We start from the raw sequence: 23,685 nt of genomic DNA, 5'->3' as shown, positions 1-23,685 counted from the left end.
CCTCACTTACGGCGGGACGCCGAAGCGTCGACGTGGACGGGAGCGCTGGACCGGAATACGGCGGTGCGGCCGGACCGGCGGCAGCGCGACGGTCGGGCAATCGTCGGCCGACCGGGAGAAGAACCCCTGTTGAACAGGGCGTTGCCAGAAATGATGCATCCGCGCGAGGATTCCGTCAATCGGAGGCGCGAACAGGGGCGATCGGGCCCGGCCCGGCTGCCCATTCGGGCCGAAATTAGGGTAGCCTCGCCAAAACGAATTCTGCGGGTCCCGGCGCAGGCCGGGGCGGCACGGAAAGGAGCGTTCGCGGTGCGTGTGGTCATTCTGTTCGGTTCGGAGATGGGCACCTCGGAGTCCGCCGCCGAGAGCGTGGCGGACGAGCTGGCCGCCCACGACGTGTCCCTCTACGACATGCTCGACTACGACCCCGAGGACCTCGACGTCGCCGACTTCCACGTCATCGTCTGCTCCACCTACGGCGACGGCGACCTGCCCACCGGCGCGGAGCCGTTCTTCGACGCGCTCGACGCCCGCGAGCCCGACCTCACCGGCCTGCGCTTCGCCGTGTTCGGCCTGGGCGATTCGGTCTACGAGGACACGTTCAACCGCGGCGGCGAGATCTGCGCGGAGAAGCTGACCGCGCGCGGCGCGGTCCAAGTCGGCGAGCACGGGCGCCACGACGCCTCCACCGACGTGAAGGTGAAGGACATGGCGCGCGAGTGGGCGCGGTCGCTGCCCATCCGCGAACTGGCCGCCGTCTGAGCGGCCCCGGCGGGTCCTGAAATCTCCCTGAGATCCCCCGCTCGGAGTTCGGTGCGCCAGCGGGCATGTGGCGCAGCGTTTTAGACTGGCTGTCAGCGCGGCACAGCCCGTCGCGCGCGACGATCCGCGAGGTGACGAAGATGGCAGCCGGAGTGAGCCCAGCGCAACGTCAAGACCACTCGACCGAACATCCCGAGCTGGACGTGCTCCCGGAATGGCCCCGCGAGACCATCGCCGTCCTCGTGACCACCGATCCGGCCCCGCACGCCATCCCGGTGTCGTGGCCCGTGCGCGCGGGCGACCGGCGAATCCTGATCAGCCTCAAGTTCGATCGCGGTTCGCTGGCCCGGCTGCGGGAGCGGCCCGAGGTCGCCCTGGTCATCCTCGGCGGCGGCAACGTCGCGCTCTGCGCGCGCGGCACCGCCGAGGTGATCGCCGATCCGATGCCCGAGGCGCCGGACTACGTGGCCGTGCGCATCGATGTCGCGGTGATCGACGATCACCGGCAGTCGGCGTTCGAGGTCGACAAGGGCATTCAGCGCACCGTGCTGGATCAGACCGAGCTGCGGGCGTTGCAGGGCCGGGTCGAGACGCTGAGGGAATGGGCGCGCGAGCACGACCACTGAACCGGGTAAAACTGTAAGAGGAAACGCGGCGCACCCGCGCCGAAGGGAAGGGGACCATGAGCGTCACACTCGCCAAGGGCGGAAACGTCTCGCTGTCCAAGCAGGCGCCGAATCTCACCAAAGTGTCCGTCGGCCTGGGCTGGGACGTGCGCACTACGACGGGGGCGGACTACGACCTCGACGCGAGTGCGCTCGCCACGGGACAGAACCTGAAGGTGTTGTCCGACAAGCACTTCATCTTCTACAACAACCTGCGTTCGCCGGAGGGCACCATCGAGCACACCGGTGACAACCTCACCGGCGAGGGCGAGGGTGACGACGAGGTGATCAACATCGACCTGGCCGCCACGCCGCCGACGATCACCAACATCTTCTTCCCGGTCTCGATCCACGACGCCGACGCGCGCGGCCAGTCGTTCGGCCAGATCCGCAACGCGTTCATCCGCGTCGTCGACGCCGTCACCGGCGCCGAGCTGGCCCGTTACGACCTCAGCGAGGACGCGTCCACCGAGACCGCGATGGTGTTCGGCGAGCTGTACCGGCACGGCGCGGAGTGGAAGTTCCGGGCCATCGGCCAGGGGTACGCCTCCGGCCTGGCCGGTATCGCGCGCGACTACGGCGTCAACGTTTAGGTCGCACCCACGCGAGATGTCCGCCCCCGGTTCGTGATCGAGCCGGGGGCGGTTCTCGTCGCGGTCAGGCCCCGCGGCGCCGGGTGAGTTCGCGCTCGGCGGCCGGGCCGGGCAGCGGGCGCGGGTATTCGGCGGCGCGGCCGTCGAGCAGCGCGAAATAGCGCCACAGCATGAGCACGGCCGTGGTGGCCAGACCGGCCGTCAGGCCCCACCACACACCGGCCGCGCCCAGGCCCACCGGGAACGCGAGCAGCAGCGCGCTGGGCAGGCCGACCATCCAGTACCCCACCAGGGAGAGCCGGAATCCGATCCGGGTCTCCTTGAGCCCGCGCAACAATCCGGTGCCGATGTTCTGCGCCGCGTCGAAGAATTGCAGCACGATGCCGATCAACAGCAGGGTGTGCGCCAACTCGACGGTCCCGGTGTCGCCGGGATCGAGGAACGGGCGCAGCACCAGATCGGGCACGAGCACGTACGCCAGGCCGGTGACCACCGCGATCACGCCCGCGTAGCGCAGGGCGAGCCAGGCCAGCGCCTTGGCGTGCGTGTACTCGTCGCGCGCGACGGCGTGGCTGACCAGGATGGACGCGCCGTGCGAGAGCCCGATCGCGACCTGGAACACGATGTAGATGATCTGGTACACCACATTGTGCGCGGCCAGCGCCGCCGGGCCGATGCTGCCCATCACCAGGGCCAGCACCGAGAACATGCCCGCCTCCGACCCGTAGGTCAGCGCGATCGGCGTGCCCAGCTTCAACTCCGACACCACGGTGGCGCGCTGCACCGGCCACGGCCGGATCGCCAGCGTGCGGCCGAGTTCCGCGTCGCGGCGCACCATCGCCCAGAACACGGCGAAGGTGATCAGGAAGACCAGCGAGGTGGCCACGCCGATGCCGGTGAGCCCGAGCGCGGGCAGCCCGGCCCAGCCGTGCATGAACGCCAGCGCCAGCACCAGATTCAGCACCACCGACCCGAGCGTCACCAGCAGCAGCGCCTGCGGCCGTTGCAGGCCCACGGTGTACTGGCGCAGCACCTGGAACCACAGGCATGGCAGCAAGCCCGGCGCGAGCGCGACCATGAGCGGGCGCGCGTCGGCGAGCACGCCCGCGTCCTGGCCGAGCCATTGCAGCGACCAGCCCAGCCCGACGAGCAGCACACCGCCGAGCAGGCCCGCGAGGGTGGCGATCAGGAAGCTCGAGCGCACCACCTCCCGCACCTCGCGGTCGGCGGATTCGCCGCGCTTGCCCGCCGCGCTGACCGCGGACGCGATCTGGTTGCCCGTGCCGGTGATCAATCCGACGCACATGGTGCGGATCTGGTTGAACAGCACGATCGCCAGCCCGCCCGCGGCCACCTGCCGCACGCCGAGCGTGCCCATCAGCGCGATATTGGTGGTGGACACCGCGATCTGGGCCAGTTGGGTCATGGCGATCGGCGTGGCCAGCGCGGCCAGCCGTCGCCCGTCGGCGCGGAACTCGCCCAGGTTCACCACACCTCCGCCAATTGCTTTCGGCGCGTGGGCGCGTAGCGGTCCAGGAGGTCGAGCACGGCGCGTTCGGTGTCCGGGGCGAGCAGATCGCGCGCGGCCATCCACTCGTCGTCGAAGACGGTGTCGAGGTATTTCTCGCCGCCGTCGCAGACGATGGTGACGATGGTCGAGCCGGGCGGGAAGTCGGACAGCCGGGTGAGCCCTTCGTACACCGAGCCGCCCGCCGACCCGCCGATCATGAGTCCGAGCTTGGCGGCGACGGCGCGCGCGGTGGCGAAGGCGGCCTCGTCGGAGACCTTCACACCCTCGTCCAGCAGCGAATAGTCCACGGCCGTGCCGATGGTGGCGCCGGGCGGGGTGCCGGTGCCGGACTGCCAGTACGGGCCGCCGGGACCGCCGAACGCGATGGAGCCCACCGGCTCCACGCCTATGACATACGGGGGTTGCCCGAGTTGGCGCAGCCGGGCCGCGGTGCCGAACAGCGACCCGCCGGTGCCGACCGCGGAGAGCAGGATGTCGACCCGATCCAGGTCCTCCAGCAACTCCTCGGCGACAGCGTGATAGCCCAGCGCGTTGGCCGGGTTGTTGTGCTGTTCGGTGAAGTAGGCGTCCGCGCGCTCGGCGGCCATGGCCTCGGCCAGGTCCTCCCGCGCCGAGGTGGCCAGGTCGTCGTCGCCCTCGGCGGAGACGAACACCAGTTTCGCACCCATCGCTCGCATCGCGCGCAGCTTGTCCTTACATGCGTGGTGGTCGACCACGGCGGTGAACCGGTATCCGCGTTCGGCGGCGACCACCGCGAGGCCGAGTCCGGTATTGCCGGACGTGGACTCGATGATATGCCCGCCACTTCGCAGCAAACCCTGCCGCTCGGCCTCGAGCACCATCGCGCGCGCCATCCGGATCTTGGCGGCGCCGGTGGGGTTGAACGGTTCGAGCTTGAGCAGCAGGCGGGTGCCGGTGTCGGTGGTGGCCAGCTCGAACAGCGGGGTGCGACCGATCAGGTCCGTGACACGCGTGACGATCGGCATGGGAGTCTCCTCGGGTGTGCGGGCGGGCGGCACCGCCGGGGCGGGTGCGGTGCGGCCTGTGGTGCGTGGGGTTATCGAGCGTCCAGCGACCAGCGTCGGCGGCCGCCTGGTTCTTCCGCGAGTACCACCTTGGGCGGGATCGGCAACTCGTGGAAGCCCGATTCGTTGGAATCCATCTGGTAACCGGCGGTGTTCGGGTAGACCAGCAGATCGCCCACCGCGGCCGCCCGCGGCAACGGGATCCGCCGCCAGCTGAGCATGTCGGATTCCAGACAGCTGGCCGCGCCGACACTCGTCGGGGTCGGCGTGCCGGGGCGCCGCGGCCACAGCACCGGGTCGGGCAGGTATTCGCTGTCGAACCATTGCTCGGACAGGCTCAGGCTGCTGCCGTCCACGGTGAGCAAGTCGTACGGGGCGCCGTGCGCCCGACGGGTTCTCACGCCCTGCACCCGGAACACCGTGCTGCCGGCGCGGTCGAGCAGGGCGCGGCCCGGTTCGACGGCGAGGCGAATGTCGTTGTCGCGCAGCTTTGTCGCGAGGTCGTTGTGCGCGAGAATCTCGGCGAGCATCGCGGCGCCGGGCGTGGGGAAGTGATACGGGTAGTAGGAGCCGAACGACTTCCCGGCGTGAAACCAGGCGCGATCGACGCCTTCCGTGAACTCTTCCCACGCGTCGTTCGGCACATAGTCGACGCCGAAGCCGCCGCCGATGGACAGGGTGGTGACGGGATGGCCGTATTCGCGGGCGGAGACGCAGCGGTCGATCAGCTCGGCGGCGAGTTCCGCGCGGGCGACGGCGTCGTAGCCGGACAGGTGGAAGCTGAAGCCCTCCAAGCGGATCGGTTCCAGCCCGACCGGACCCGACGCCGCGATCACCGCCCGCGCCGCGTCCAGTTCCTCGGCGGACATGCCGAAGCGGCTCGCCGAACCCGGGGGCAGGACGCGCAACAGCACCCGGGCGGGCAGCGCGGCGGTGGCGAGTTCGGCGAGGCGATCGAGTTCGTCCAGATCGTCCACGGCCAGCAGCGCGCCGTGGCGCACGGCCAGCCACAGCAGCTCGCGCGCCTTGGCCGGACCGGTCACCACCAGGTCCTCGCCACGCACCCCGCCCGCCAGCGCCGAGGTCAGCTCGCCGACGCTGGAAACGTCGATGCCCGCACCGTTCTCGGCGCAGGCCCGCGCGACGCACGCGGCCTTGTTGGCCTTCTTGCCGTAGTAGACGACCCCGTCGACCCCCGCGGCGGCGAATGCGTCACGGAACGCGCGGATGTTCTGGCCGACTCGCGCGGGATACATCAGGTGGAACGGCCCGCCCACCGCGTACGCGATATCGGCCAGCAGATCCGGATCGGCGAGCACCCGCCGCTCCCACTCGTCCAGGTGCGCGGGCAGGGCGGGGGCGGTGATGCCGTGGGGCGCGGTCTCGGCCGCGATCTCCTCGGCCGCCAGCTCGAGCAGGGGGGAGTCGTCGGAGGCGGTGGGCGTCTGGTCCGCGCTCGTCTCCGCGTGTTCGTGTTCGGACACACCGCCGCGTTCCGGGGCGGGCGTGTCGTTGTCCTCCGGCGCGGTGCCGATCGTGCGCGGCGGGGGCGTATCGGTATGCGGGCGCGCACGATCCGGAGTCGCGGATGCCGGTTCGGGCGCGATGACCTGCGGCGCAACATGTTCCAGCTCCGGCAACGGCAGCGCGACATCCATCGGTGAGGCGTTCGAGGTGCTGTCGTCGCGATTCCCGGGGGCCGGTGGCGCGGGTGCGTCGAAAGGGCAAGGGACCGGGGCGAACTCCAGCAGCGGGTCGTCGCGATCGCTTGGCACAGCGGACCCGCCGCGCACCTGGCGTGGCGGGTCGATGTCGAACAGCATCATGGCGTCGGGGTCGACGGGCTCGGCGACGTTGTCGGCGGCGACCTCTAATCCCACAGGGGCACCTCCGTGCCGCGTCCCTCGGCGATGGCGCGCTCGGCGAGCGCGTGCGCGACCGCGATATCGGTGAGCACCAGACCGCTGTTGTAGACGAAGATCTTCTCCTCGTCGGAGCGGCGGGCCACGGCCCGGCGGGTCAGGATGTGCGGCAGTTCGGCGTCCACGGCGCGCAGCGTGCCGTCGGGGCCCGCCATATCGGTGCCGGTCAGGCGCATCTGCTCGGCGCTGGTGGCGACCACGCGGTCGGCGTGCACCAGCGCGGAGGGCGCCAGGCCGTATCCCACCAGCACGGCGGTGGCGCCGGGCGCGAGATCGTCGGCCTCCAGCGCCACTTCGGTGCCGGGCCCCGCGGTCGCCAGCACCACATCGGCGGCGGCCGCGGCGGCGCGCGGGTCGGGCACGGTCTCGAGCACCGCGTGCGGATTGTGCGCGGCCAGATGACTGTGCACCGCCGCGAGTCCTTCGGCGTGCGTGCCGTACACCATGAGCTTGCGCAGCTGCGGATTCGCGGCGAGCAGATGCGGCAGGGCGTTGCGGCCCTGGGTGCCGGTGCCGATCAGCAGCACGCTCTCCGCGCCGCGGCGCATGGTCTCGCGCACCAGCAGCGCCGACACGGCGGGCGTGCGCAGCGCCCCGACCCTGGCGCAGTCCATCATCGCGATGGGCGCGCCGGTGGTGTCGTCGTAGAGCGTGATGGTGGTGTAGTAGCGCTTGGTGCTGCGGTCGTGGCCCGGATCGAACTTGTAGGAGGTCTTCATGGCCACCACGCGCCTGCGCCCGTCGCGGCCGAGCATGGCGTAGGCGACCGACCAGCCGTCCGGGTTGGCGACGCTCAGTTTGCGCGGGTTGTCCGAATCGCCCGCGGCCAGCGCGAGATACGCCTCCTCGACGGCGCGCACCACGTCGTGCGGGGTGATGGGAACGTCCGCGAGGTCGCTGCGGCTCAGCACGCGCAGCGGCATGCTCCGATCACGAGTGTTCAACGGTTCCTCGATCATGTGTCGTCGTTTCCCGCTCTGTCTCCGCTCGGCCGTTTCCGTTCCGGAACGGGGCGACAATTCGTTGCCCGTAACCATTCTCGTCGGCTTCCGCGGGACGGCGCGGCCGTTCGGGCAAGCGGATATTGACCCGCTTGAGCCACCGGTCGGTGCCGTCGTAACGCGCGGTGAACGGCACCCGGCCGTGCACCGCGACGTCATTGTCCACCAGAAGCAGCTCGCCGGGGGCCAGCGCCGCGGTGACACATACCCTTTCCAATTCGGCGGTGAGTCGCGTGTAGGCGCGCCGGAATTCCGGATCGGCGTCGTCGAGCGGGGTGTAGGCGGGGTCGTAGCGCAGCGTGGGAGCCGAAGCGCCGCCGCTCGTTTCGGCGGCGTCCCACATGGTCGGCAGCGGGGGCGGCGTGTATTTCTCGTGCCCGGTCCCGTAGGAGACGTCGGGCAGGATCGGCAGCGTCGGCGTGCTCAGCAACGCGCGCTCGTCGTCGGTGAGTTCGGCGCGGCGGACCGAGGACACGGTGGTGCCCACCCTGTCCGGATTGCGCAGGCAGCCGAGCATCAGCAGGTTGGCGCGGGCCGGGTGGAAGGCGTCCTCGGTGTGCGGGCACAGCAGGGTCTTGCTGCTCGCGCCGGACTGCTCGTCCTCGTGGCCCGGCGTCGGCAGGATGTTATTGACCAGGCGGCCGTCCTGCTGGCCGTGCCAGCCGAACGGCTCACCGGCGGCGCGCGCGAGCAGCAGCAGCACGACGTCGAGCTGGAAAGAGTTGCCGCGCCGGGTATCCGCGCTCCACCGGGCGGCCTCGCGCCAGCTGGGCGGGGTGGGGCCGAATTCGTCGTCGGTCACCGGGATCCGGCGCACCACGCAGGCGCCCGCGTCGCCCGGCGCGCGCATGGCGTGGCGCACCTCCTCGGGCAGATCGGCGGTGCCTTCCTCGATCAGCGTGAGCAGCGCGGGGTCGGTGAGGGTGCGCGCCACGGCCGCGCGCGGGCCGTCCGGTAATGTGGCGCAGATCTCACCGGCGATCCGGCGCACCGCCGCGGCGGTGGCGGCGCTCAGCTCGCGGCGTTCGATATCATGCGGGTGAAACGTCTTACGTTCGGAGAGAACGCTTTTCACCGGATGTTCCCTTCTTCGCATCGGGTCGAGAATCGGGGTGGTGACGATCGATCTGCGAAGCTAGCGCCTCTTGCTCTCTTAAGCAAGGCTTGCCTAATTGCTGCGAGAGATAATAGCGTGCGCGTATCACCGAGGTTAAATCCCGGAGGTAGTGCCGACGCCGTTTCCCGGACATCGTGCCCGTGACCGGCGGGAGTGCTACCGCTCTGACGTCATATCCGTAGGCGGACAGTGCAATTAGGCTAGCCTGCCCTGGTTGGAGCGGTGTCGCTGGGTGCACCGAACGGATGTGGAACTCCTTGCGGGGCAGGGTGTTCCAGGCGTCGAGAATGATTTCCGGTGTGGCGAGTCGTCATTGCGCGCGTGCCGCAGCTTCCGGCGGCGGTGCGTCAGGGGCGCGATTCCGGTCCATCGCGCCGGGCCGCGGTCGCGCGGGTCGCGTGACGACTCCGGCGGGGAACGCGCGCGATCCGGCCCGTGAGTGCCCAGGGAATCCCCCGCGATGGTCGGCAGGGCGACCGGCGCCATTCTCCCGAGCGTGACGACAAACACGGTCGCGTGCGCGGAAATCCGCCGTGACCGGCGCGAGCGAGCGACGCGCGGGTGCGCACTTCCGCGCGTCTGGATGATGGAAAGGGTGTTCGCGAAAAAGTCCGGCGCCGTGGCCGCCGCTGTGGTGGCCGTTCTGCTCGCCGGTTGCGGTGTCGGCCGTGATCTGCCACCGATCCCCGAGGGCATCCCGCCGGGCCCCGGCGTGCCGCTGCCGCTGATCGATGTCGACGGTCCCGGCCGCACCGCGCTGCAACTGCGAGACTGGGCCGACGGTCAGGCCGGCGCGCTCGGCATCCCCCGGATCGCGTTGGAGGCGTACGGATACGCGGCCGCGGTGATGGCCCGTTCCCGCCCGGAGTGCGGCATAGCCTGGACCACGCTGGCTGGAATCGGCAGCGTGGAGAGCGCGCACGGCACCCACCGCGGTGCCTCCGCCGACGACGCGGGCAACGTCAGCCCACCCATCATCGGCATCCCGCTGGACGGGTCACCCGGTGTCGCGCGCATCGAGGACACCGACGACGGCGTGCTGGACGGCGACACGGTCTACGACCGCGCTGTCGGTCCCATGCAGTTCATCCCCGAGACCTGGCAGCGCTGGGGTGTGGATGCCAACGGCGACGGCGTCGCGGATCCGCACAACATCGATGACGCGGCCCTGACCGCCGCCCGCTACCTGTGCGCCAGCGGCGGCGACCTCACCTCGGAGCGCGGCTGGCACGGTGCCCTGATGACCTACAACCGCTCCAACAGCTATCTGCTCACCGTGCGCGACCGCGCCGCCGCCTACAGCGTGGGCAGGCGCGTCTGAGCCGCCCCGGAGTGCCGGTTACCCCGCGCGGCCCGAGGGCGCTAGGCTCGGCACCGCACGGGCCTTCCGTGAGACAAACCGTGCCAGCCAGCCGAAGGAGTGTCGTTTTCGTGGCCATCATCGAACAGGTCGGAGCTCGCGAGATCCTGGATTCCCGCGGAAACCCCACCGTCGAGGTCGAAATCGCCCTCGACGACGGCACGCTGACCCGTGCCGCCGTCCCGTCCGGCGCGTCCACCGGTGAGCACGAGGCCGTCGAGCTGCGCGACGGCGGCGACCGCTACCTGGGCAAGGGTGTGCGCAAGGCCGTCGAGGGCGTGCTCGACGAGATCGCGCCCGCCGTCATCGGCCTGGACGCCGTGGAGCAGCGCACCGTCGACCAGGTCCTGCTGGATCTGGACGGCACCCCCGACAAGTCCCGCCTCGGCGCGAACGCCCTGCTCGGCGTGTCGCTGGCCGTGGCCCGCGCCGCCGCCGAGTCCTCGGGCCTGGAGCTGTTCCGCTACCTGGGCGGCCCGAACGCGCACGTGCTGCCGGTGCCGATGATGAACATCCTCAACGGCGGCGCGCACGCCGACACCGGCGTGGACGTGCAGGAGTTCATGGTCGCCCCGATCGGCGCGCCCACCTTCAAGGAGTCGCTGCGCTGGGGCGCGGAGGTCTACCACGCGCTCAAGGCCGTGCTGAAGTCCAAGGGCCTGGCCACCGGCCTCGGCGACGAGGGCGGTTTCGCCCCCGACGTGGCGGGCACCCGCGAGGCGCTGGACCTGATCAGCACCGCCGTCGCCAAGACCGGCCTGAAGCTGGGCAGCGATGTGGCGCTGGCGCTGGACGTGGCCGCCACCGAGTTCTACACCGCGGGCACCGGCTACAAGTTCGAGGGCAGCGACCGCACGGCCGCCCAGATGGCGGAGTTCTACGCCGAGCTGCTCACCGCCTACCCGCTGGTCTCCATCGAGGACCCGCTGTCGGAGGACGACTGGGACGGCTGGGTCGTGCTGACCGACCAGATCGGCGACAAGGTCCAGCTCGTCGGCGACGACCTGTTCGTCACCAACCCCGAGCGGCTCGAGGAGGGCATCGCCAAGGGCGCGGCCAACGCGCTGCTGGTGAAGGTCAACCAGATCGGCACCCTCACCGAGACCCTGGACGCGGTGGACCTCGCGCACCGCAACGGCTACAAGACGATGATGTCGCACCGGTCCGGCGAGACCGAGGACACCACCATCGCCGACCTCGCCGTCGCGGTCGGCAGCGGCCAGATCAAGACCGGCGCCCCGGCGCGCAGCGAGCGGGTGGCCAAGTACAACCAGCTGCTGCGCATCGAGGACGCGCTCGGCGACTCGGCCAGGTACGCGGGCGACGTGGCGTTCCCGCGTTTCACGTTCGAGGGCTGACGGCGATGCGGTCCGGGGGCGGGTCGACCGCGAGACCCTCGGCCGCGTCGTGAACACGGATACCGAGGTGTGAGATGACGGAGCGACGTGCGCGTGGGACCAGTCCGGCCGGACGCGGGGACCGCCGCACGTCGCGCGCCGCGCGTTCACGCCCGCGGGCGGGCGCCGACCCGGAGTCCGCGGCCAGGCCCGCCGCCGCCAAACGCGCCCGCAGGCGCGAGGGCGCCGACAAGAAGAAGGCCGAGCCGCGCAAGATCGCGGCCCGTTCCGCCGACAAGCCCGAGCGCACCATCCTGGGCCTGTCCACCGGGAAGGCCGTGGTGCTCGCGGTGGTGGTGTGCGCGCTGGCGCTGACCCTGTCGGTGCCGATGCGCACCTATTTCGGCCAGCGGGCCGAGGCCGCGCAGCTCGCGCAGGAGCGCAGGGAGCTGGAGGCGGATCTGGCGCGGCTGCGGGATCGCCGTGCCCAGCAACAGGATCCGGCCTACATCCGCTCCGAGGCCAAGGACCGGCTGCGCCTGGTGATGCCGGGGGAGACGCCCTACATCGTGCAGGTGCCCGGTATCGAGGCGCCGCCGCGCCCGGCCCCGCCGACGAAGTCGAAGGTGCCCGACCCCTGGTACACGGATCTGTGGCGCACCATCTCCGAACCGCCGCAGACCACCGAGCCCGCGCCGTCTCCCACCACCCCGCCCCCGCCCGGACCGGAAGGACCCAGGTGACCGCACCGACAGACCGCGATCTCGAGATCGTCGCCGCCCAGCTCGGCCGGGAGCCGCGCGGGGTGCTCGCCATCGCCTACCGCACCCCCGACGGGGTGCCCGCGGTGGTGAAGACGGCGCCGCGCCTGCCGGACGGCACCCCCTTCCCGACGCTGTACTACCTCACCGATCCCCGGCTCACCGCCGAGGCGAGCAGGCAGGAGTCGGCGGGGGTGATGCGGGAGATGACCGAGCGGCTGGCCGCCGATCCCGAGCTGGCCGCCACCTACCGCGCCGCGCACGAGAGCTACCTGGCCGAGCGCGACGCCATCGAATCGCTGGGCACCGATTTCACCGGCGGCGGCATGCCCGACCGGGTGAAGTGCCTGCACGTGCTCATCGCGCACAGCCTCGCGAAGGGGCCGGGCGTGAATCCCTTCGGCGACGAATCCGTCGCTCTCGCCGCCGATCACGGGTTGCGCGGCACCGCGGTGCCGGCCGACTGGCCCGCCTACTATCCGAAGGATGGAAGCACCGATGAGTGAGCGGGTCGCCGCGGTCGATTGCGGCACGAACTCCATTCGCCTGCTGATCGCGGACTCCGGCGCCGACGGCCGCCTCACCGACGTGCACCGCGAGATGCGCATCGTGCGGCTGGGCCAGGGCGTCGACGCGACGGGTTCGCTCGCGCCGGAGGCCATCGAGCGCACCCGGGTCGCGCTGGCCGACTACGTCGCGCTGATGCGCGAGCACGGTGTGGCGAAGGTGCGCATGGTCGCCACCTCCGCGACCCGCGACGCCGCCAACCGCGAGGACTTCTTCGCGATGGCGCGCGCCGAACTCGGCACCGTGGTGGCGGGCGCGCAGGCCGAGGTGATCACCGGCGACGAGGAGGCGCGCCTCTCGTTCACCGGCGCGGTCGGTGAGTTGTCCAGCGCGGCAGGGCCTTTCGTGGTGGTCGATCTGGGTGGCGGTTCCACCGAACTGGTGCTCGGCGACGGTGACGGCGTGCGCGCGGCGTTCTCCGCCGACATCGGCTGCGTGCGCATCACCGAGCGCTGCTTGCACTCCGATCCGCCCACCGCCGAACAGGTCGCGGCCGCACGGGAATTCGCGGCCGAGCGGTTGACCGAAGCGTTCGCGAAGGTGCCCGTCGATCAGGCGCACACCTGGGTCGGCGTCGCGGGCACCATGACCACGCTCGCCGCCGTAGGGCTGCGCCTGCCCGAATACGACGCCAGCCGTGTGCATTTGAGCGAGCTCACCCTCGACGACGTACACGGCGTGTGCGCGCGGCTGCTCTCCATGAGCCACGACGAGCGCGCCGCGCTCGGGCCCATCCATCCGGGCCGGGTCGACGTGATCGGCGGCGGTGCGCTCATCACCGAGGTGCTCGCCGAGGAACTCGCGCGGCGCGCGAACATCGGTGCGCTGATCGTCAGCGAGCACGACATCCTCGACGGGATCGCGCTGTCCATCGCCTGATCCGCCTGCCGCGCGGACCGGACCTACACCCATTCGGGGGTAACCCCGACGTGACCTGAATCACTACCTTGAGGTCTCCACGCCCAAGAAGTCGTTGGGCTGCTTCGAGAGAGTGAGACAACGGTGACGACCTCCCGCATATCCGCGCCGCCGTCCCCGCCCGATCCGGTGACCCCGGAGACGTTGCGGGGCAAGACCAGTCTGCGCCGAGTCGCGGCGGCCAGCAGCATCGGCACGACCATCGAGTTCTACGACTTCTTCATCTACGGCACGGCCGCCGCGCTGGTCTTCCCCACGGTGTTCTTCCCGGCCGCCGATCCGACCACCGCGACGCTGGCGTCGTTCGCGACTTTCGCCGTCGCGTTCTTCGCCCGTCCTGTCGGTGCGGTGCTGTTCGGCCACTTCGGCGACCGGATCGGGCGCAAGCGCACCCTGGTGTGGACCCTGCTGATCATGGGTTTCGCCACCGTGGCCATCGGCCTGCTGCCCGGCTACGAGAGCGGCGTGTTCGGCTTCGCCGAAGGCGGGATCGGGATCTGGGCGCCGGTGTTGCTGGTGGCCATGCGCTTCCTGCAAGGGTTCGCCGTCGGCGGCGAATGGGCGGGCGCCACACTGCTCACCGCCGAGTACGCGCCGCAGGGCAAACGCGGTCTCTACGCAATGTTCCCGCAGCTCGGACCGGCCTTCGCGTTCTTCCTCTCCAGCGCGACCTTCCTGATCGCCAGCCGCACGCTGGGCACCTCCTCCAGCGCGTTCCTCGACTACGGCTGGCGCATCCCGTTCATCCTGTCCTTCGCGTTGGTCGGCGTGGGCCTGTGGGTGCGGCTCGCGGTGGCCGAGACGCCGGTATTCCGTGAACAGCGCGCCGCCGCCGAACCGGCCGCGCGCAAGCTGCCGTTCCTGGACGCGGTGCGCTTCCAGAGCCGGGAGATCCTCATCGCCGCCGGTGCGCTGGCCAGCCTGTTCTCGCTGTTCTACATGGGCACCGCGTTCCTCACCAAGTACGGCGTCGACAGCATGGACCTGTCCCGCGATTTCGTGCTCGGCATGGGCATGGTGGCCGCGGTCTGCTTCGGTCTGTCGACGGCGGCCTCGGCGCTGTGGTCGGACCGGATCGGGCGGCGCAAGGTCATCCTGGTGTCCTGCTCGGCCGCGGTCGTGTGGGCGCTGCTGCTCTTCCCGATTCTGGAACTCGGCGGTGGATTGGCTTTCGCGGTGGGCCTGCTCGGCACCCTGCTGATCTTCGGGATCGCCTACGGCCCGGCCGGTGCGCTGCTGCCCGAGATGTTCCAGGCGCGCTACCGCTACACCGGCGCGGGCATGGGCTACAACCTGGCAGGCATCCTCGGCGGCGCGCTGCCCCCGCTGATCGCGGCGCCGTTGATCGCCGGGCCCGGCGCGATCTGGGTCGGGTTGCTGCTGGCGGGACTCTCCGCGCTCAGCGTGCTGTGCACGTATCTGATCGTGGAGACCAAGGACCGCAGCATCCACAGTTAGGGCGGGCGCGATCCGGCCGGACCATCCGGCCGGATCGCGTCAGCGCGCGGCGCGGCCCACGATGAGGTGGGCCAGCCGGGACAGGGACTCCTGATTGCGGAGCTTGATGGCCAGGCGTTGCACGTCGCCGGGAATGAGGGCGGCGGGCCCGCTCACCGCGTGCTCCGTCATCCGGATCCTGGTCTCGCCGGGCCGGAACTCGTCCAGCTCCAACAGGATTCGCGCCGAGCCCACCGGCCACAGCCGCGCTTCCAGTTCGAGCAGCCGGGGCGGGTCGACGGCGCGCACGGTGGTCACATCGCGCGCCATCACCGGCCACAGTCCGACGCTGTAGTGGATGCGGGTGCCGACCTCGGGCCAGCCGGGATCGACCTCGCGGATGTGGGACGCGCCGACCACCCAGCTCGCATAGAGCCACCCGTCGGCGAGCACGCCGAAGGCGGCGGGGGCGCTCACCGGCACGGTCAGTTCGGCATCCAACACGGTCGCACCTCCGGCTCGTCTGGGCTGGCGCCGCGTTCCAGCGTAGGACCGAAATCCCCGCGCCGCCCGTGGCGTGTGATCCGATGTGCGCGACGCGGGAGACGTGAGTTGCTGCACAGTAGCGATTTATGTCAAGGTGCTCGTCATGTCCCAAGTAGTGGAATCCGACCGGCCGTCACCCGGCCGGACGGTGTTCGGTCACCCGATCGGGTTGACGAACTTGTTCGGGGTCGAGCTGTGGGAGCGATTCTCCTTCTACGGCATGGTCACCATCCTCGGGTACTACCTGTACTACTCGGTGACCGACGGAGGGCTCGGGCTGGACCAGAGCACGGCCGTCGGCATCGTCGGCGCCTACGGCGGCCTGGTCTACCTGTCCACCGTGCTCGGCGGCTGGATTGCCGACCGGGTGCTGGGCATGGAGCGCACCGTCTTCTACGGCGGTGTGGTGGTGATGGCCGGCCATATCGCGCTGGCGATCCTGCCCGGATTGGCCGGTGTGGGCGTCGGTCTGGTGCTGGTGGCGCTGGGCAGCGGCGCGCTCAAGGCGAACGCGTCGTCGTTGCTGGGCACCCTCTATCCCAAGGACGACGCCCGCATCGACGGCGGATTCACGCTGTTCTATCTGGGCATCAACCTCGGCGCGTTCGTCGGCCCGCTGCTCACCGGTCTGCTCCAGACCCGCCTCGGCTTCCACTACGGCTTCGGCGCGGCCGCCATCGGCATGGCGCTGGGCCTCACCCAGTACGTGATCTTCCGGCGCAATCTGGGCGATGCGGGCCGTGACGTGCCGAACCCGTTGCGGCGCAACGAGATCGTACGGATCGTCGGTTTCGTCGTCGCGGCCGCCGTCGTCGTGGTGGCGGCCTTCGCGACCGGCCTGGTCGACCTGGACAACTTGCCCGACGTCACCGCGGGCGTCATCGCCGTGGCCTCGATCGTCTACTTCGCCGTGATGCTGACCAGCCCGAGGGTGGATCAGCTCGAACGCAGCCGGGTACGCGCGTTCATCCCGCTGTTCCTCGCCAACGCGGTGTTCTGGTCGCTGTTCCAGCAGATCTTCACCGTGCTCGCGGTCTACTCCGACGAGCGGATGAACTGGAACATCTTCGGCTGGACCGCGCCGGCGAGCTGGATCGGCTCGGTGGAGCCGGTGTGGATCATCGCGCTCTCCCCGCTGTTCGCGCTGATGTGGACCAAGCTCGGCAACCGCGCGCCCAGCACACCGCGCAAGTTCGCCTACGGCGTGATCGGGATGGGCGCGGCGTTCCTGCTGTTCGTGCCGCTGGCCGGGCTGGATTCGGTGCCCGCGCTGTTCGTGCTGTTCATCATGGGCGGCTTCGCGGTGTCGGAACTGCTGCTCTCGCCGATCGGCCTGGCCGTCACCACCCAGCTCGCCCCCGAGGCGTTCCGGGCGCAAATGATGGCGTTGTACTTCTTCTCCGTCGGTATTGGTACGTCGATGTCGGGCGTTCTCGCTCGTTTTTACGACACGGACAACGAAGTCGCCTACTTTGGCATCACCGGTGCGGTGGCGATCGGGGTCGGCCTGATCGTCGCGGCTCTGGCACCGTGGATCAGTCGCTACATGGCGGGCGTCCACTAGAAACCGGCGGCTCTCCGGCAACCCCGGCGCTCCGCCCGATCCCATCCTCCGAGACCTACCCCTCCGATCATTCCGGTACAGGCGTACGAGTCGGCTAGTCTGGCCGCGCAGCCCCTATAGCCCAATTGGCAGAGGCAGTGGACTTAAAATCCATTCAGTGTCGGTTCGAATCCGACTGGGGGCACCGGCAACCAGCGTCCGAACCCCGTTCGAGCACCGGCTTCCCGCACGGCGCCGGGCTCGAGCGAATCGTCCGATCCGGCATCGCGACCACGGACTCTCAGAGGTCAGCGTCTCGCGTAGGGCGACCATGCCGAGGCCTGGGATGTCGCCGGCCGCGCCGCGGACATCGCCGTCGCCGCTGTCGGCGAACTGCATCGTCGGGCGGAAGCCGAAGACTTCGCGGTACCACCGCACCGACCGGGGCAGGTCGGAGCCCGGGATCTTGACGTGATGGACGACGGCGAGATCGGGCATCGGGGCCACCTCCTCGAATTAGCCGCAGTGCCACTGCGGTGAATATTGCTAGAATCCTCCTCGTGAGCCAACCCGTCAAGAGGCCGTACCGGGCCACCAAACGCGCCGAGGGGGCCGCGGCGACCAGGGCCGCGATTCGGCAGGCGGCCGGTGAACTGTTCGTCGAGCGTGGCTATGCCGGCACGCCGATGCGGGAGATCGCGCATCGGGCGGGAGTCGGGGAACGCACACTCTACGACGCCTTCCCCAGCAAGCTCGCGCTGTTCCGGCACGCTCTCGACGTGGCTACGGTGGGCGACGAGGAGCCGATCGCGGTGGCCGAACGACCAGAAGTCCAGGCCGCGCTGGCCGAAGCCGATCCGCGGGCGGCCGTCGACAGGATCGTGGACTACACCGTTGGCCTGCTCGAACGTGCCGGGGATCTCATCATGGTCGGCGTGGACGCGGCGTCCGCCGACCCCGCCATGAGATCCGGGGCCGAAGCGGGCGCGGCCGCCACCCGGGCCTTATGGGCGGCGTTCGTGCGCAGCCTCGCCGAGCGCGGCACCCTGCGCCCGGACATCGACATCGACACCGCCGCCGACAGCCTCTTCGCCCTCGCCTCGCCACACGTCTTCCGGCTGCTGCGCCGTGAAAGCGCTTGGCCGGCCACCAAGTACCGCGATTGGCTGACCAACGCGGTGACCGCGCACTTGCTCGCACGGTAGCCGCGCACTCCGGTGCTCAGCGTCCGCGCATCCGATCAGTCCTGGTCCTCCGGCGCCTCAGGGAAACGCCGCAACAGCAGAATGGATGCGGCCAAGCCGCCCCAGACCACCGTGATCGCGATGATCATCATGATGATCGCACCCGCCGACATCAGTTCTCCGCCTTCCGTGTCTGCGCCTGACCGCCACCGGTTTCCGGGGTCACCGCGGGACCGTCCGAGGCGACGTCGCGCCACGGGATCATCGCCAGCACAACGCCGACGACCACCGCGCCGATCGCGACGCCCCACCCCGCGATGACCAGGAAACCCGTGGAGTACCCACCGTAGTTCTCGGCGAACTCGGCGCGCAGCGTGTCGATCATCATCCAGCCGAGTACGACGGGAGTGATCACTCCGAGAGTCAGCGTCCACACTCGGCCGAGCCGGATCGCCGAGATCTCGTCGACATGCTCTTGCAGCACCGGCAGTTTGCGCAGCAGCCACACCACGACGATCAACGCGATCAGGCCGGCGAGCGCGATGCCGTAGGAATTGATGAAGTGATCGGCCACATCGAGCAGGAACAGTCCGCCTTCGGTCGGGAACAGCGCGATCGAGACCGCGGCGGTAGCGCCGCCGACGATGAGAACGGCCGGCACCCGCGTCATGCCGGTGCGGTCCTGGACCGCGGCGATGATGACCTGCACGATGCTGATCAATGACGTCAGGCCGGCGACGACAAGCGATCCGAAGAACAGCAGGCCGAACCATCCCGCACCGAAGGTCAGCTGCGAGATGATTTCGGGGAAGGCTACGAACGCCAGCCCGATACCGCTGGTCGCGACTTCGTTCACCGCGACGCCGGATTGGGCGGCGATGAACCCGAGAGCCGCGAAGACGCCGATGCCGGCCAAGATCTCGAACGAACTGTTGGCGAACCCGGCCACCAGCGCGGAACCGGTCAGATCCGCGCGTCGGCGCAGGTATGAGGAGTAGGTGATCATGATGCCGAAGCCGACCGACAGCGAGAAGAAGATCTGCCCGTACGCTGCGACCCAGACGCTGCCGTCGGTGATGGCCGACCAGTCGGGCGTGAAGAAGGCGTCCAGCCCTTGCGCCGCTCCGGGCAGGAACAAGGCCCGCACGACCAAGATCGCGAACAGCACCGCCAGCAGCGGGATGAAGATCTTGCTGGCGGTCTCGATCCCCCGCCGTACACCGAATGCGAGCACCCCCAGCGTGATCGCCCAGACGGCGATGAGCGGTACGGCCACACCGGCCACGTAGTTGGTGCTGAATCCCGGCTCGTCGGCCTGGTGGATGAAGTCGGAGAAGAAGGCGTCGGTGTCGTCACCCCACTGCTGACCGACCGAGAACCCGACATAGCGCACCGCCCAGGCGATGATCACCGCGTAATAGGTGGCGATGACGAAACAGATCGCGACCTGCCACCACCCGATCGCAGCCGCGGGCCGGGACAGCCGCAGGAAGGCCCGCGGGGGCGAGCCCCGGAACTTGTGACCGATGGCGTACTCGAACAGCAGGACCGGAATGCCGGCGGTCAGCAGCGCGATCAGGTAGGGGAGCAGAAACGCGCCGCCACCGTTGTCGTAGGCGACGTAGGGAAATCGCCAGATATTGCCGAGGCCGACCGCGGATCCGATCGCGGCCAACAGGAAGCCGGCCCGCGACCCCCACTGCTCTCTCGCCTGCACCTCTCGCATCGGGCCCTCCGTCCGATCGCCGAACCGCTGCTGCGTGACTGTAGCGCCAAATCGGGATGTATGTGCGTGCTTCACCCGGCCTTTCGTCGAAGCGCGAAACCAGGGTGCGTCACGTGCACCGACCGGGTCCCGTGAGCTGGTCAGACATCATCACCTGCCAGGTGCCCGCCGACCCCGATGCCACCGAGGCCGCGTTGCGCGACTGCGCGGCCCGCCGGCCGTTCCGCCTCGCGATGATCAGTGCGGGCGTCCGCGTGGCCCCCGGACACGTCCCAAACTCTCCAGCACCGCCTGCGCCGCCCGCTCACCCGACGTCGCCGCATCCGCCAGCGACGGCAGGTCGAGCTGGTAATCACCGGCCAGGTAGATCCCATCGAGCGGATCACGCAGTGCCGGCAGCGAATTCCGGCGTCCCGGCGCCCAGAAGGGCACCACGCGGCGGTGGCGGTGGACGATGCCCTCGCCGAGTTTCCCGTCCAGCTCGGGGAAGACGGTGAGCAGGTCGGTGGCGAAGCGCGCCACGATCTCGTCGTCGGAGCGGTCGAGCAGGTCGTCGGCTCTCGCGCCGCCGGCGAAACAGGCCAGTGCTCCGCCCGGTTTCCGGTCGCCCTCGCCGCGCAGGGCCGCGGCGTGGTTGAACATCGCCTGGAAGGAGAGCTGGGGTGTCGAGACGGCGAAGTGGTCGTCCCAGCGCTGCGGCCCGGTTTCGTCGGTGAAGAAGCCGACGACCACGTACCGGCCGTAGGTGATGTCGTTGAAGGCGTTGCGGTGCCGCTGCGGCAGGTCGGGAATGATCCGCTCGGCGATGTCGGCGGGCGCGGTGACGATCGCGCGCTTCGCTCGCAGCCGCACCGGACGATCGCCGTCGAGATAGTCGACGAGCACGCCGTCACCGTCCCGGACCACCGACCGCGCCGTCGAGTTCAGTCGGATGCGGTCGCCGAGGTCCTCGGCCAGCACGTCGGTCAGCGTCTGGTTGCCGCCCACCGGAAGTGAGAAGTTCGGGACTTTCGCGGGATCGGCCAGCGCGATGCCGACCGACGTGACGAACTGCGTGGCGGCCGTCTCCTCCACCTCGCAGCCCATCCACTGCGCCGACCACGACCGGACGACGGTGGCGGCCAGTTCCGACCGGACGCCCTTCAACAGGTACGAGGCCAGCTTGGTATCGAGCCTCGCCCGAACACGCTGCGCCACAAGGCTTTCCGACTCCATGAACGGTGTGACCGCGAGGATGCGCGCGCCGACGACGGCCATCCCGATCCGGTCCAGCAGGCTCATCCGCGAACCGAACACGAGCTGCGCGGGATTCGAGGTATCGACCATCGCGCCGTTCAAGTAGAGCGCGACACTCTTGTCCGCCAGCGAGCCCATCTCGATGCCGTGCCTGCGCAGCGCCTTGATCAAAGTGCCGGTGCCCTCGGTGAATTGGGTGCCGAGGTTGATCCAGTAGTCGCCCCGCCGGACGGTCTCCACGCGTCCGCCCGTGCGATCGGTGGATTCGAGCACCACCACGTCAGCGTCGGGCGCGAGGGTGGTCGCCGCCGTCAAACCCGCCATGCCGGCGCCGACGACGACCACGTCGTGTACTTCATGCGTTGTCATGGGGACTCCTGCCCGTGGGGCGATCGAAGGGAGAGGTCCGGCTCAGGCCGTGACCGGAGCGCCGCCCGCGACCACCCGGGCGTCGACGCGCTTGTTGTGGGCGTCGAACGCCCGGTAGGCCCGGAAGTAGGCGAACATCTGCAAGCCCCAGGTGGACAGCGCGAAGATGTAGAAGATCGTCCGCTCGGAATCGTCGCCCGGGATGTGGACGAAGTCGTAGGTGGCGGCGATGACGAATCCGCAGGCCGTGGCGACACCCGCCCACACCGCGTGGCCGCGCTCGCCGATCTCCCACAGCCGCCGCACGAAGTAGATCAGGAACGCCGTGGTGAGCACGTTGGCCACGATGTAGAAGATCTTGCCGGGGGTGCCGATCTCCTCGGCGTACACGCTGAGGAAGAACCCCACCACGCCCGCGAGCGCGAACGCGCCGATGTCCACGGCGGCGGAAGGTTTGTAGCGGTGGGTCACCTTCATCAGTCCGAGGACCAGGATCAGGGTGATGCCGATCGACCGGGAGAAGGCGTCCAGGAAGTACGCCGCGGTGTACATCGGGCTGTCGTGACCGGCTTTGAGAATGCCGTAGATCAGGAAGTTCGTCCCCGACGTCGCGACGATGATCCACTCGAGGCCGAGCAGATAGTTCCGGTAGTGCCGGATGAATTTGACGCCGTAGATGAATCCAACGGCGATCATCCAGATGTCGGCGACCATGAAGAGCGACTCTCGGATGGTCATGACCTTCTCCTTCGGGGGTGACGCCGGTCGGACGGTGTCGAGGGTTGTTTCGTGAGGGCTGCCAGCCGGTCGGAGGCGCGGTCGGCGAGCCAGCCCGCGTACAGCGCGGGACCGCTGACGAGGCTGGGCCAGAAGCGCTTTCGGCCGTGCCAGATCGCCGCCAGGTCCGCGTGGGGCGCCGCGCCGGCGAGGCGGTCGGCCAGCAGGTGGCCGACGTACTGCGCCTGGGCGAAGCCGTGGCCGTTGCAGGCCAGGGAGTAGAGCACGTTGTCGGAGGCCTCGCCGGCGACCGGCAACCAGGTGGAGCTCATCCCGATCCAGCCGCCCCAGGCGCGGCGCGGCTCGATATCGCGCAGTCCGGGAAAGCGCTCGCGGAAGCCGCGGACGAGGTCGTCGGCGACGTGGCGCGCGGGGGTGCGATCCGGCAGCGGGATGCGGCCGGCCTGCACGCGGCGGGTGCCGAAAGCGATGGTCCCGCGCGGGGTGACGCGATAGCTCTCGAGGATCATGTGCAGCGTCACCAGCGGGGCCCGGCTGGTCCAGCCGATCTCGTCCAGTCGCTCGGGCGCGACGGGTTCGGTCTCGACCAGGGAAGTCCACACCGGGGTGGCGAGGTTCTTCGGCGCCCCGGGCAAGCTCGGAGTGTGAGCGTTGGTGGTCAGCAACGCTTTTCGGGCGCGGACCCGCCCGCGCGGCGTCTCGACGGTCACCCCGCCGACGGTGTCGACGACATCGAGGGCGGGGGTGTACTCGTGGACGCGCACGCCGGCCGCGAGCGTCGCGGCGCGCAGCCCGAGGGCGAACTCGCCGGGATTGAGCGTGCCGCCGACGCCCTCGCGCAGGCCGCCGAGGAAGCCCTCCGGCAGCCCCGCGTCGGGACCCGCGACGAACTCGGCCGAAGAGCCCGCCGCCGCAAGGACTTTCGCGTTGCGCCGGGCATGTCGCAGTTGGCCTTTCGACACTGCGGCCATCACGATGCCCTCGGACCGGTAGCCGCAGTCGATGCGGTGCCGCGCGAGGGCGCTCTCGGCGAAGTGCACGGCGTTCTCGGCATACCGGTACAGCGCGCGCAGCCGCTCGGGCTTCAGCAACAGGCCCAGCAACGCCGGATCGGCGGCGATCGAGTTGGTGATGTACCCGGCGTTGCGAGAGGTCGCGCCCCAGCCGAGGGTCTTCGCCTCGAGCAGCACCACGTCGATCCCCTTGTCGGCGAGGCGAATCGCGGCCGACATGCCGCCTCCGCCGCCACCGATCACGACTACCTCGCAGTCGAGGTCGCCGGACGGCGGGGGTTCGACGGTGGCAGGTTGCCCGGCCCAGCCGGTGTCGTGGAGAAGTCGCATGTCG

The 23,685-nt window shown here is 69.9% G+C and carries 22 protein-coding genes, 1 tRNA gene and 1 pseudogene; 12 read left to right on the top strand and 12 right to left on the bottom strand.

Translation table 11 applies throughout. The features are described from left to right. Window positions 1-309: 309 nt before the first annotated feature. From DFR74_RS12530 to DFR74_RS12520, 3 genes are all read left to right on the top strand, one after another. Window positions 310-762 (top strand): flavodoxin domain-containing protein, encoded by a 453-nt coding sequence (locus DFR74_RS12530; protein WP_067508143.1) that lies wholly within the window; start codon window positions 310-312, stop codon window positions 760-762. Window positions 763-902: 140 nt separating this feature from the next. Beyond that, window positions 903-1,388, top strand: a complete 486-nt coding sequence (locus tag DFR74_RS12525) for a pyridoxamine 5'-phosphate oxidase family protein (RefSeq protein WP_067508310.1) — start codon at window positions 903-905, stop codon at window positions 1,386-1,388. 56 nt (window positions 1,389-1,444) lie between these two features. Continuing rightward, window positions 1,445-2,020 carry a TerD family protein gene (locus DFR74_RS12520; RefSeq protein WP_067508145.1) on the top strand — a complete coding sequence of 192 codons (576 nt, stop codon included), beginning with the start codon at window positions 1,445-1,447 and terminating at the stop codon, window positions 2,018-2,020. Between the two features lie 64 nt (window positions 2,021-2,084). On the opposite strand, the gene DFR74_RS12515 is transcribed toward DFR74_RS12520, so the two are convergent. From DFR74_RS12515 to DFR74_RS12495, 5 genes are all read right to left on the bottom strand, one after another. After that, window positions 2,085-3,509 (bottom strand): MATE family efflux transporter, encoded by a 1,425-nt coding sequence (locus DFR74_RS12515; protein WP_067508312.1) that lies wholly within the window; start codon window positions 3,507-3,509, stop codon window positions 2,085-2,087. Then, window positions 3,506-4,537, bottom strand: a complete 1,032-nt coding sequence (locus DFR74_RS12510; protein WP_067508147.1) for a PLP-dependent cysteine synthase family protein — start codon at window positions 4,535-4,537, stop codon at window positions 3,506-3,508. Before DFR74_RS12510 ends, DFR74_RS12515 begins: the two co-directional genes overlap by 4 nt. Window positions 4,538-4,608: 71 nt before the next feature. Beyond that, complete coding sequence (locus DFR74_RS12505; protein WP_325050980.1) at window positions 4,609-6,456, bottom strand: type III PLP-dependent enzyme domain-containing protein; 1,848 nt, start codon at window positions 6,454-6,456, stop codon at window positions 4,609-4,611. Beyond that, window positions 6,447-7,457, bottom strand: a complete 1,011-nt coding sequence (locus DFR74_RS12500; protein WP_195124738.1) for an ornithine cyclodeaminase family protein — start codon at window positions 7,455-7,457, stop codon at window positions 6,447-6,449. Before DFR74_RS12500 ends, DFR74_RS12505 begins: the two co-directional genes overlap by 10 nt. Further along, complete coding sequence (locus DFR74_RS12495) at window positions 7,429-8,574, bottom strand: TauD/TfdA family dioxygenase (protein WP_067508149.1); 1,146 nt, start codon at window positions 8,572-8,574, stop codon at window positions 7,429-7,431. The genes DFR74_RS12500 and DFR74_RS12495 overlap by 29 nt, the downstream gene beginning before the upstream one ends. A 628-nt stretch (window positions 8,575-9,202) precedes the next feature. Between DFR74_RS12495 and DFR74_RS12490 the strand changes: the two genes are divergently transcribed. From DFR74_RS12490 to DFR74_RS12465, 6 genes are all read left to right on the top strand, one after another. After that, window positions 9,203-9,937, top strand: a complete 735-nt coding sequence (locus tag DFR74_RS12490) for a lytic transglycosylase domain-containing protein (protein ID WP_228789423.1) — start codon at window positions 9,203-9,205, stop codon at window positions 9,935-9,937. A 110-nt stretch (window positions 9,938-10,047) separates the two neighbouring features. Further along, entirely contained in the window at window positions 10,048-11,334 is a 1,287-nt protein-coding gene (gene eno, locus DFR74_RS12485; RefSeq protein ID WP_067508154.1) for a phosphopyruvate hydratase, read from the top strand. A 74-nt stretch (window positions 11,335-11,408) separates the two neighbouring features. Further along, entirely contained in the window at window positions 11,409-12,056 is a 648-nt protein-coding gene (locus DFR74_RS37615) for an FtsB family cell division protein (protein ID WP_067508156.1), read from the top strand. After that, window positions 12,053-12,580 (top strand): DUF501 domain-containing protein, encoded by a 528-nt coding sequence (locus tag DFR74_RS12475; RefSeq protein WP_067508318.1) that lies wholly within the window; start codon window positions 12,053-12,055, stop codon window positions 12,578-12,580. Before DFR74_RS37615 ends, DFR74_RS12475 begins: the two co-directional genes overlap by 4 nt. Beyond that, the gene (locus DFR74_RS12470; RefSeq protein ID WP_113975080.1) at window positions 12,573-13,520 is read left to right on the top strand and encodes a Ppx/GppA phosphatase family protein; all 948 of its coding nucleotides are present in this window, start codon (window positions 12,573-12,575) and stop codon (window positions 13,518-13,520) included. Before DFR74_RS12475 ends, DFR74_RS12470 begins: the two co-directional genes overlap by 8 nt. Window positions 13,521-13,643: 123 nt before the next feature. Then, on the top strand, window positions 13,644-15,017 hold the full coding sequence (locus DFR74_RS12465) for an MFS transporter (protein ID WP_407675195.1): 1,374 nt from the start codon (window positions 13,644-13,646) through the stop codon (window positions 15,015-15,017). Between the two features lie 39 nt (window positions 15,018-15,056). On the opposite strand, the gene DFR74_RS12460 is transcribed toward DFR74_RS12465, so the two are convergent. Continuing rightward, complete coding sequence (locus tag DFR74_RS12460; RefSeq protein ID WP_067508160.1) at window positions 15,057-15,500, bottom strand: SRPBCC family protein; 444 nt, start codon at window positions 15,498-15,500, stop codon at window positions 15,057-15,059. A 145-nt stretch (window positions 15,501-15,645) separates the two neighbouring features. Between DFR74_RS12460 and DFR74_RS12455 the strand changes: the two genes are divergently transcribed. Then, window positions 15,646-17,106, top strand: coding sequence for a peptide MFS transporter (locus DFR74_RS12455; RefSeq protein ID WP_067508162.1), 1,461 nt, complete (start codon window positions 15,646-15,648; stop codon window positions 17,104-17,106). Window positions 17,107-17,216: 110 nt separating this feature from the next. Next, window positions 17,217-17,290: transfer RNA gene (locus tag DFR74_RS12450), tRNA-Leu, on the top strand. A 161-nt stretch (window positions 17,291-17,451) separates the two neighbouring features. On the opposite strand, the pseudogene DFR74_RS37965 reads toward DFR74_RS12450, so the two are convergent. Continuing rightward, window positions 17,452-17,583: pseudogene (locus tag DFR74_RS37965) on the bottom strand (VOC family protein); the annotation flags it as partial. Between the two features lie 62 nt (window positions 17,584-17,645). Here DFR74_RS37965 and DFR74_RS12440 point away from each other — a divergent pair. After that, the gene (locus tag DFR74_RS12440; protein WP_067508164.1) at window positions 17,646-18,290 is read left to right on the top strand and encodes a TetR/AcrR family transcriptional regulator; all 645 of its coding nucleotides are present in this window, start codon (window positions 17,646-17,648) and stop codon (window positions 18,288-18,290) included. Between the two features lie 35 nt (window positions 18,291-18,325). On the opposite strand, the gene DFR74_RS12435 is transcribed toward DFR74_RS12440, so the two are convergent. The 5 genes from DFR74_RS12435 to DFR74_RS12415 form a co-directional block, all read right to left on the bottom strand. After that, on the bottom strand, window positions 18,326-18,442 hold the full coding sequence (locus tag DFR74_RS12435; RefSeq protein WP_084537526.1) for a methionine/alanine import family NSS transporter small subunit: 117 nt from the start codon (window positions 18,440-18,442) through the stop codon (window positions 18,326-18,328). Continuing rightward, window positions 18,442-20,070, bottom strand: coding sequence for a sodium-dependent transporter (locus tag DFR74_RS12430; protein ID WP_325050979.1), 1,629 nt, complete (start codon window positions 20,068-20,070; stop codon window positions 18,442-18,444). Before DFR74_RS12430 ends, DFR74_RS12435 begins: the two co-directional genes overlap by 1 nt. Before the next feature lie 162 nt (window positions 20,071-20,232). After that, the gene (locus DFR74_RS12425) at window positions 20,233-21,600 is read right to left on the bottom strand and encodes a flavin monoamine oxidase family protein (protein ID WP_067508168.1); all 1,368 of its coding nucleotides are present in this window, start codon (window positions 21,598-21,600) and stop codon (window positions 20,233-20,235) included. A gap of 42 nt (window positions 21,601-21,642) precedes the next feature. Further along, window positions 21,643-22,338 carry a transporter gene (locus DFR74_RS12420; protein WP_067508170.1) on the bottom strand — a complete coding sequence of 232 codons (696 nt, stop codon included), beginning with the start codon at window positions 22,336-22,338 and terminating at the stop codon, window positions 21,643-21,645. Further along, complete coding sequence (locus DFR74_RS12415) at window positions 22,335-23,681, bottom strand: NAD(P)/FAD-dependent oxidoreductase (protein ID WP_067508322.1); 1,347 nt, start codon at window positions 23,679-23,681, stop codon at window positions 22,335-22,337. The genes DFR74_RS12420 and DFR74_RS12415 overlap by 4 nt, the downstream gene beginning before the upstream one ends. Window positions 23,682-23,685: the final 4 nt, after the last annotated feature.

The sequence above is a fragment of the Nocardia puris genome (assembly GCF_003315035.1).
Classification (GTDB): Bacteria; Actinomycetota; Actinomycetes; order Mycobacteriales; family Mycobacteriaceae; genus Nocardia; species Nocardia puris.
This window is presented reverse-complemented; position numbering and strand designations above follow the sequence as displayed.

Bases quoted from the DNA above. Each gene is read 5' to 3' on its own strand.
- DFR74_RS12525 (WP_067508310.1), top strand. From the start codon at position 903: ATGGCAGCCGGAGTGAGCCCAGCGCAACGTCAAGACCACTCGACCGAA.
- DFR74_RS12520 (WP_067508145.1), top strand. From the start codon at position 1,445: ATGAGCGTCACACTCGCCAAGGGCGGAAACGTCTCGCTGTCCAAGCAG.
- DFR74_RS12510 (WP_067508147.1), bottom strand. From the start codon at position 4,537: ATGCCGATCGTCACGCGTGTCACGGACCTGATCGGTCGCACCCCGCTG.
- DFR74_RS12500 (WP_195124738.1), bottom strand. From the start codon at position 7,457: ATGATCGAGGAACCGTTGAACACTCGTGATCGGAGCATGCCGCTGCGC.
- DFR74_RS12490 (WP_228789423.1), top strand. From the start codon at position 9,203: ATGGAAAGGGTGTTCGCGAAAAAGTCCGGCGCCGTGGCCGCCGCTGTG.
- DFR74_RS37615 (WP_067508156.1), top strand. From the start codon at position 11,409: ATGACGGAGCGACGTGCGCGTGGGACCAGTCCGGCCGGACGCGGGGAC.
- DFR74_RS12470 (WP_113975080.1), top strand. From the start codon at position 12,573: ATGAGTGAGCGGGTCGCCGCGGTCGATTGCGGCACGAACTCCATTCGC.
- DFR74_RS12455 (WP_067508162.1), top strand. From the start codon at position 15,646: ATGTCCCAAGTAGTGGAATCCGACCGGCCGTCACCCGGCCGGACGGTG.
- DFR74_RS12435 (WP_084537526.1), bottom strand. From the start codon at position 18,442: ATGTCGGCGGGTGCGATCATCATGATGATCATCGCGATCACGGTGGTC.
- DFR74_RS12425 (WP_067508168.1), bottom strand. From the start codon at position 21,600: ATGACAACGCATGAAGTACACGACGTGGTCGTCGTCGGCGCCGGCATG.
- DFR74_RS12420 (WP_067508170.1), bottom strand. From the start codon at position 22,338: ATGACCATCCGAGAGTCGCTCTTCATGGTCGCCGACATCTGGATGATC.
- DFR74_RS12415 (WP_067508322.1), bottom strand. From the start codon at position 23,681: ATGCGACTTCTCCACGACACCGGCTGGGCCGGGCAACCTGCCACCGTC.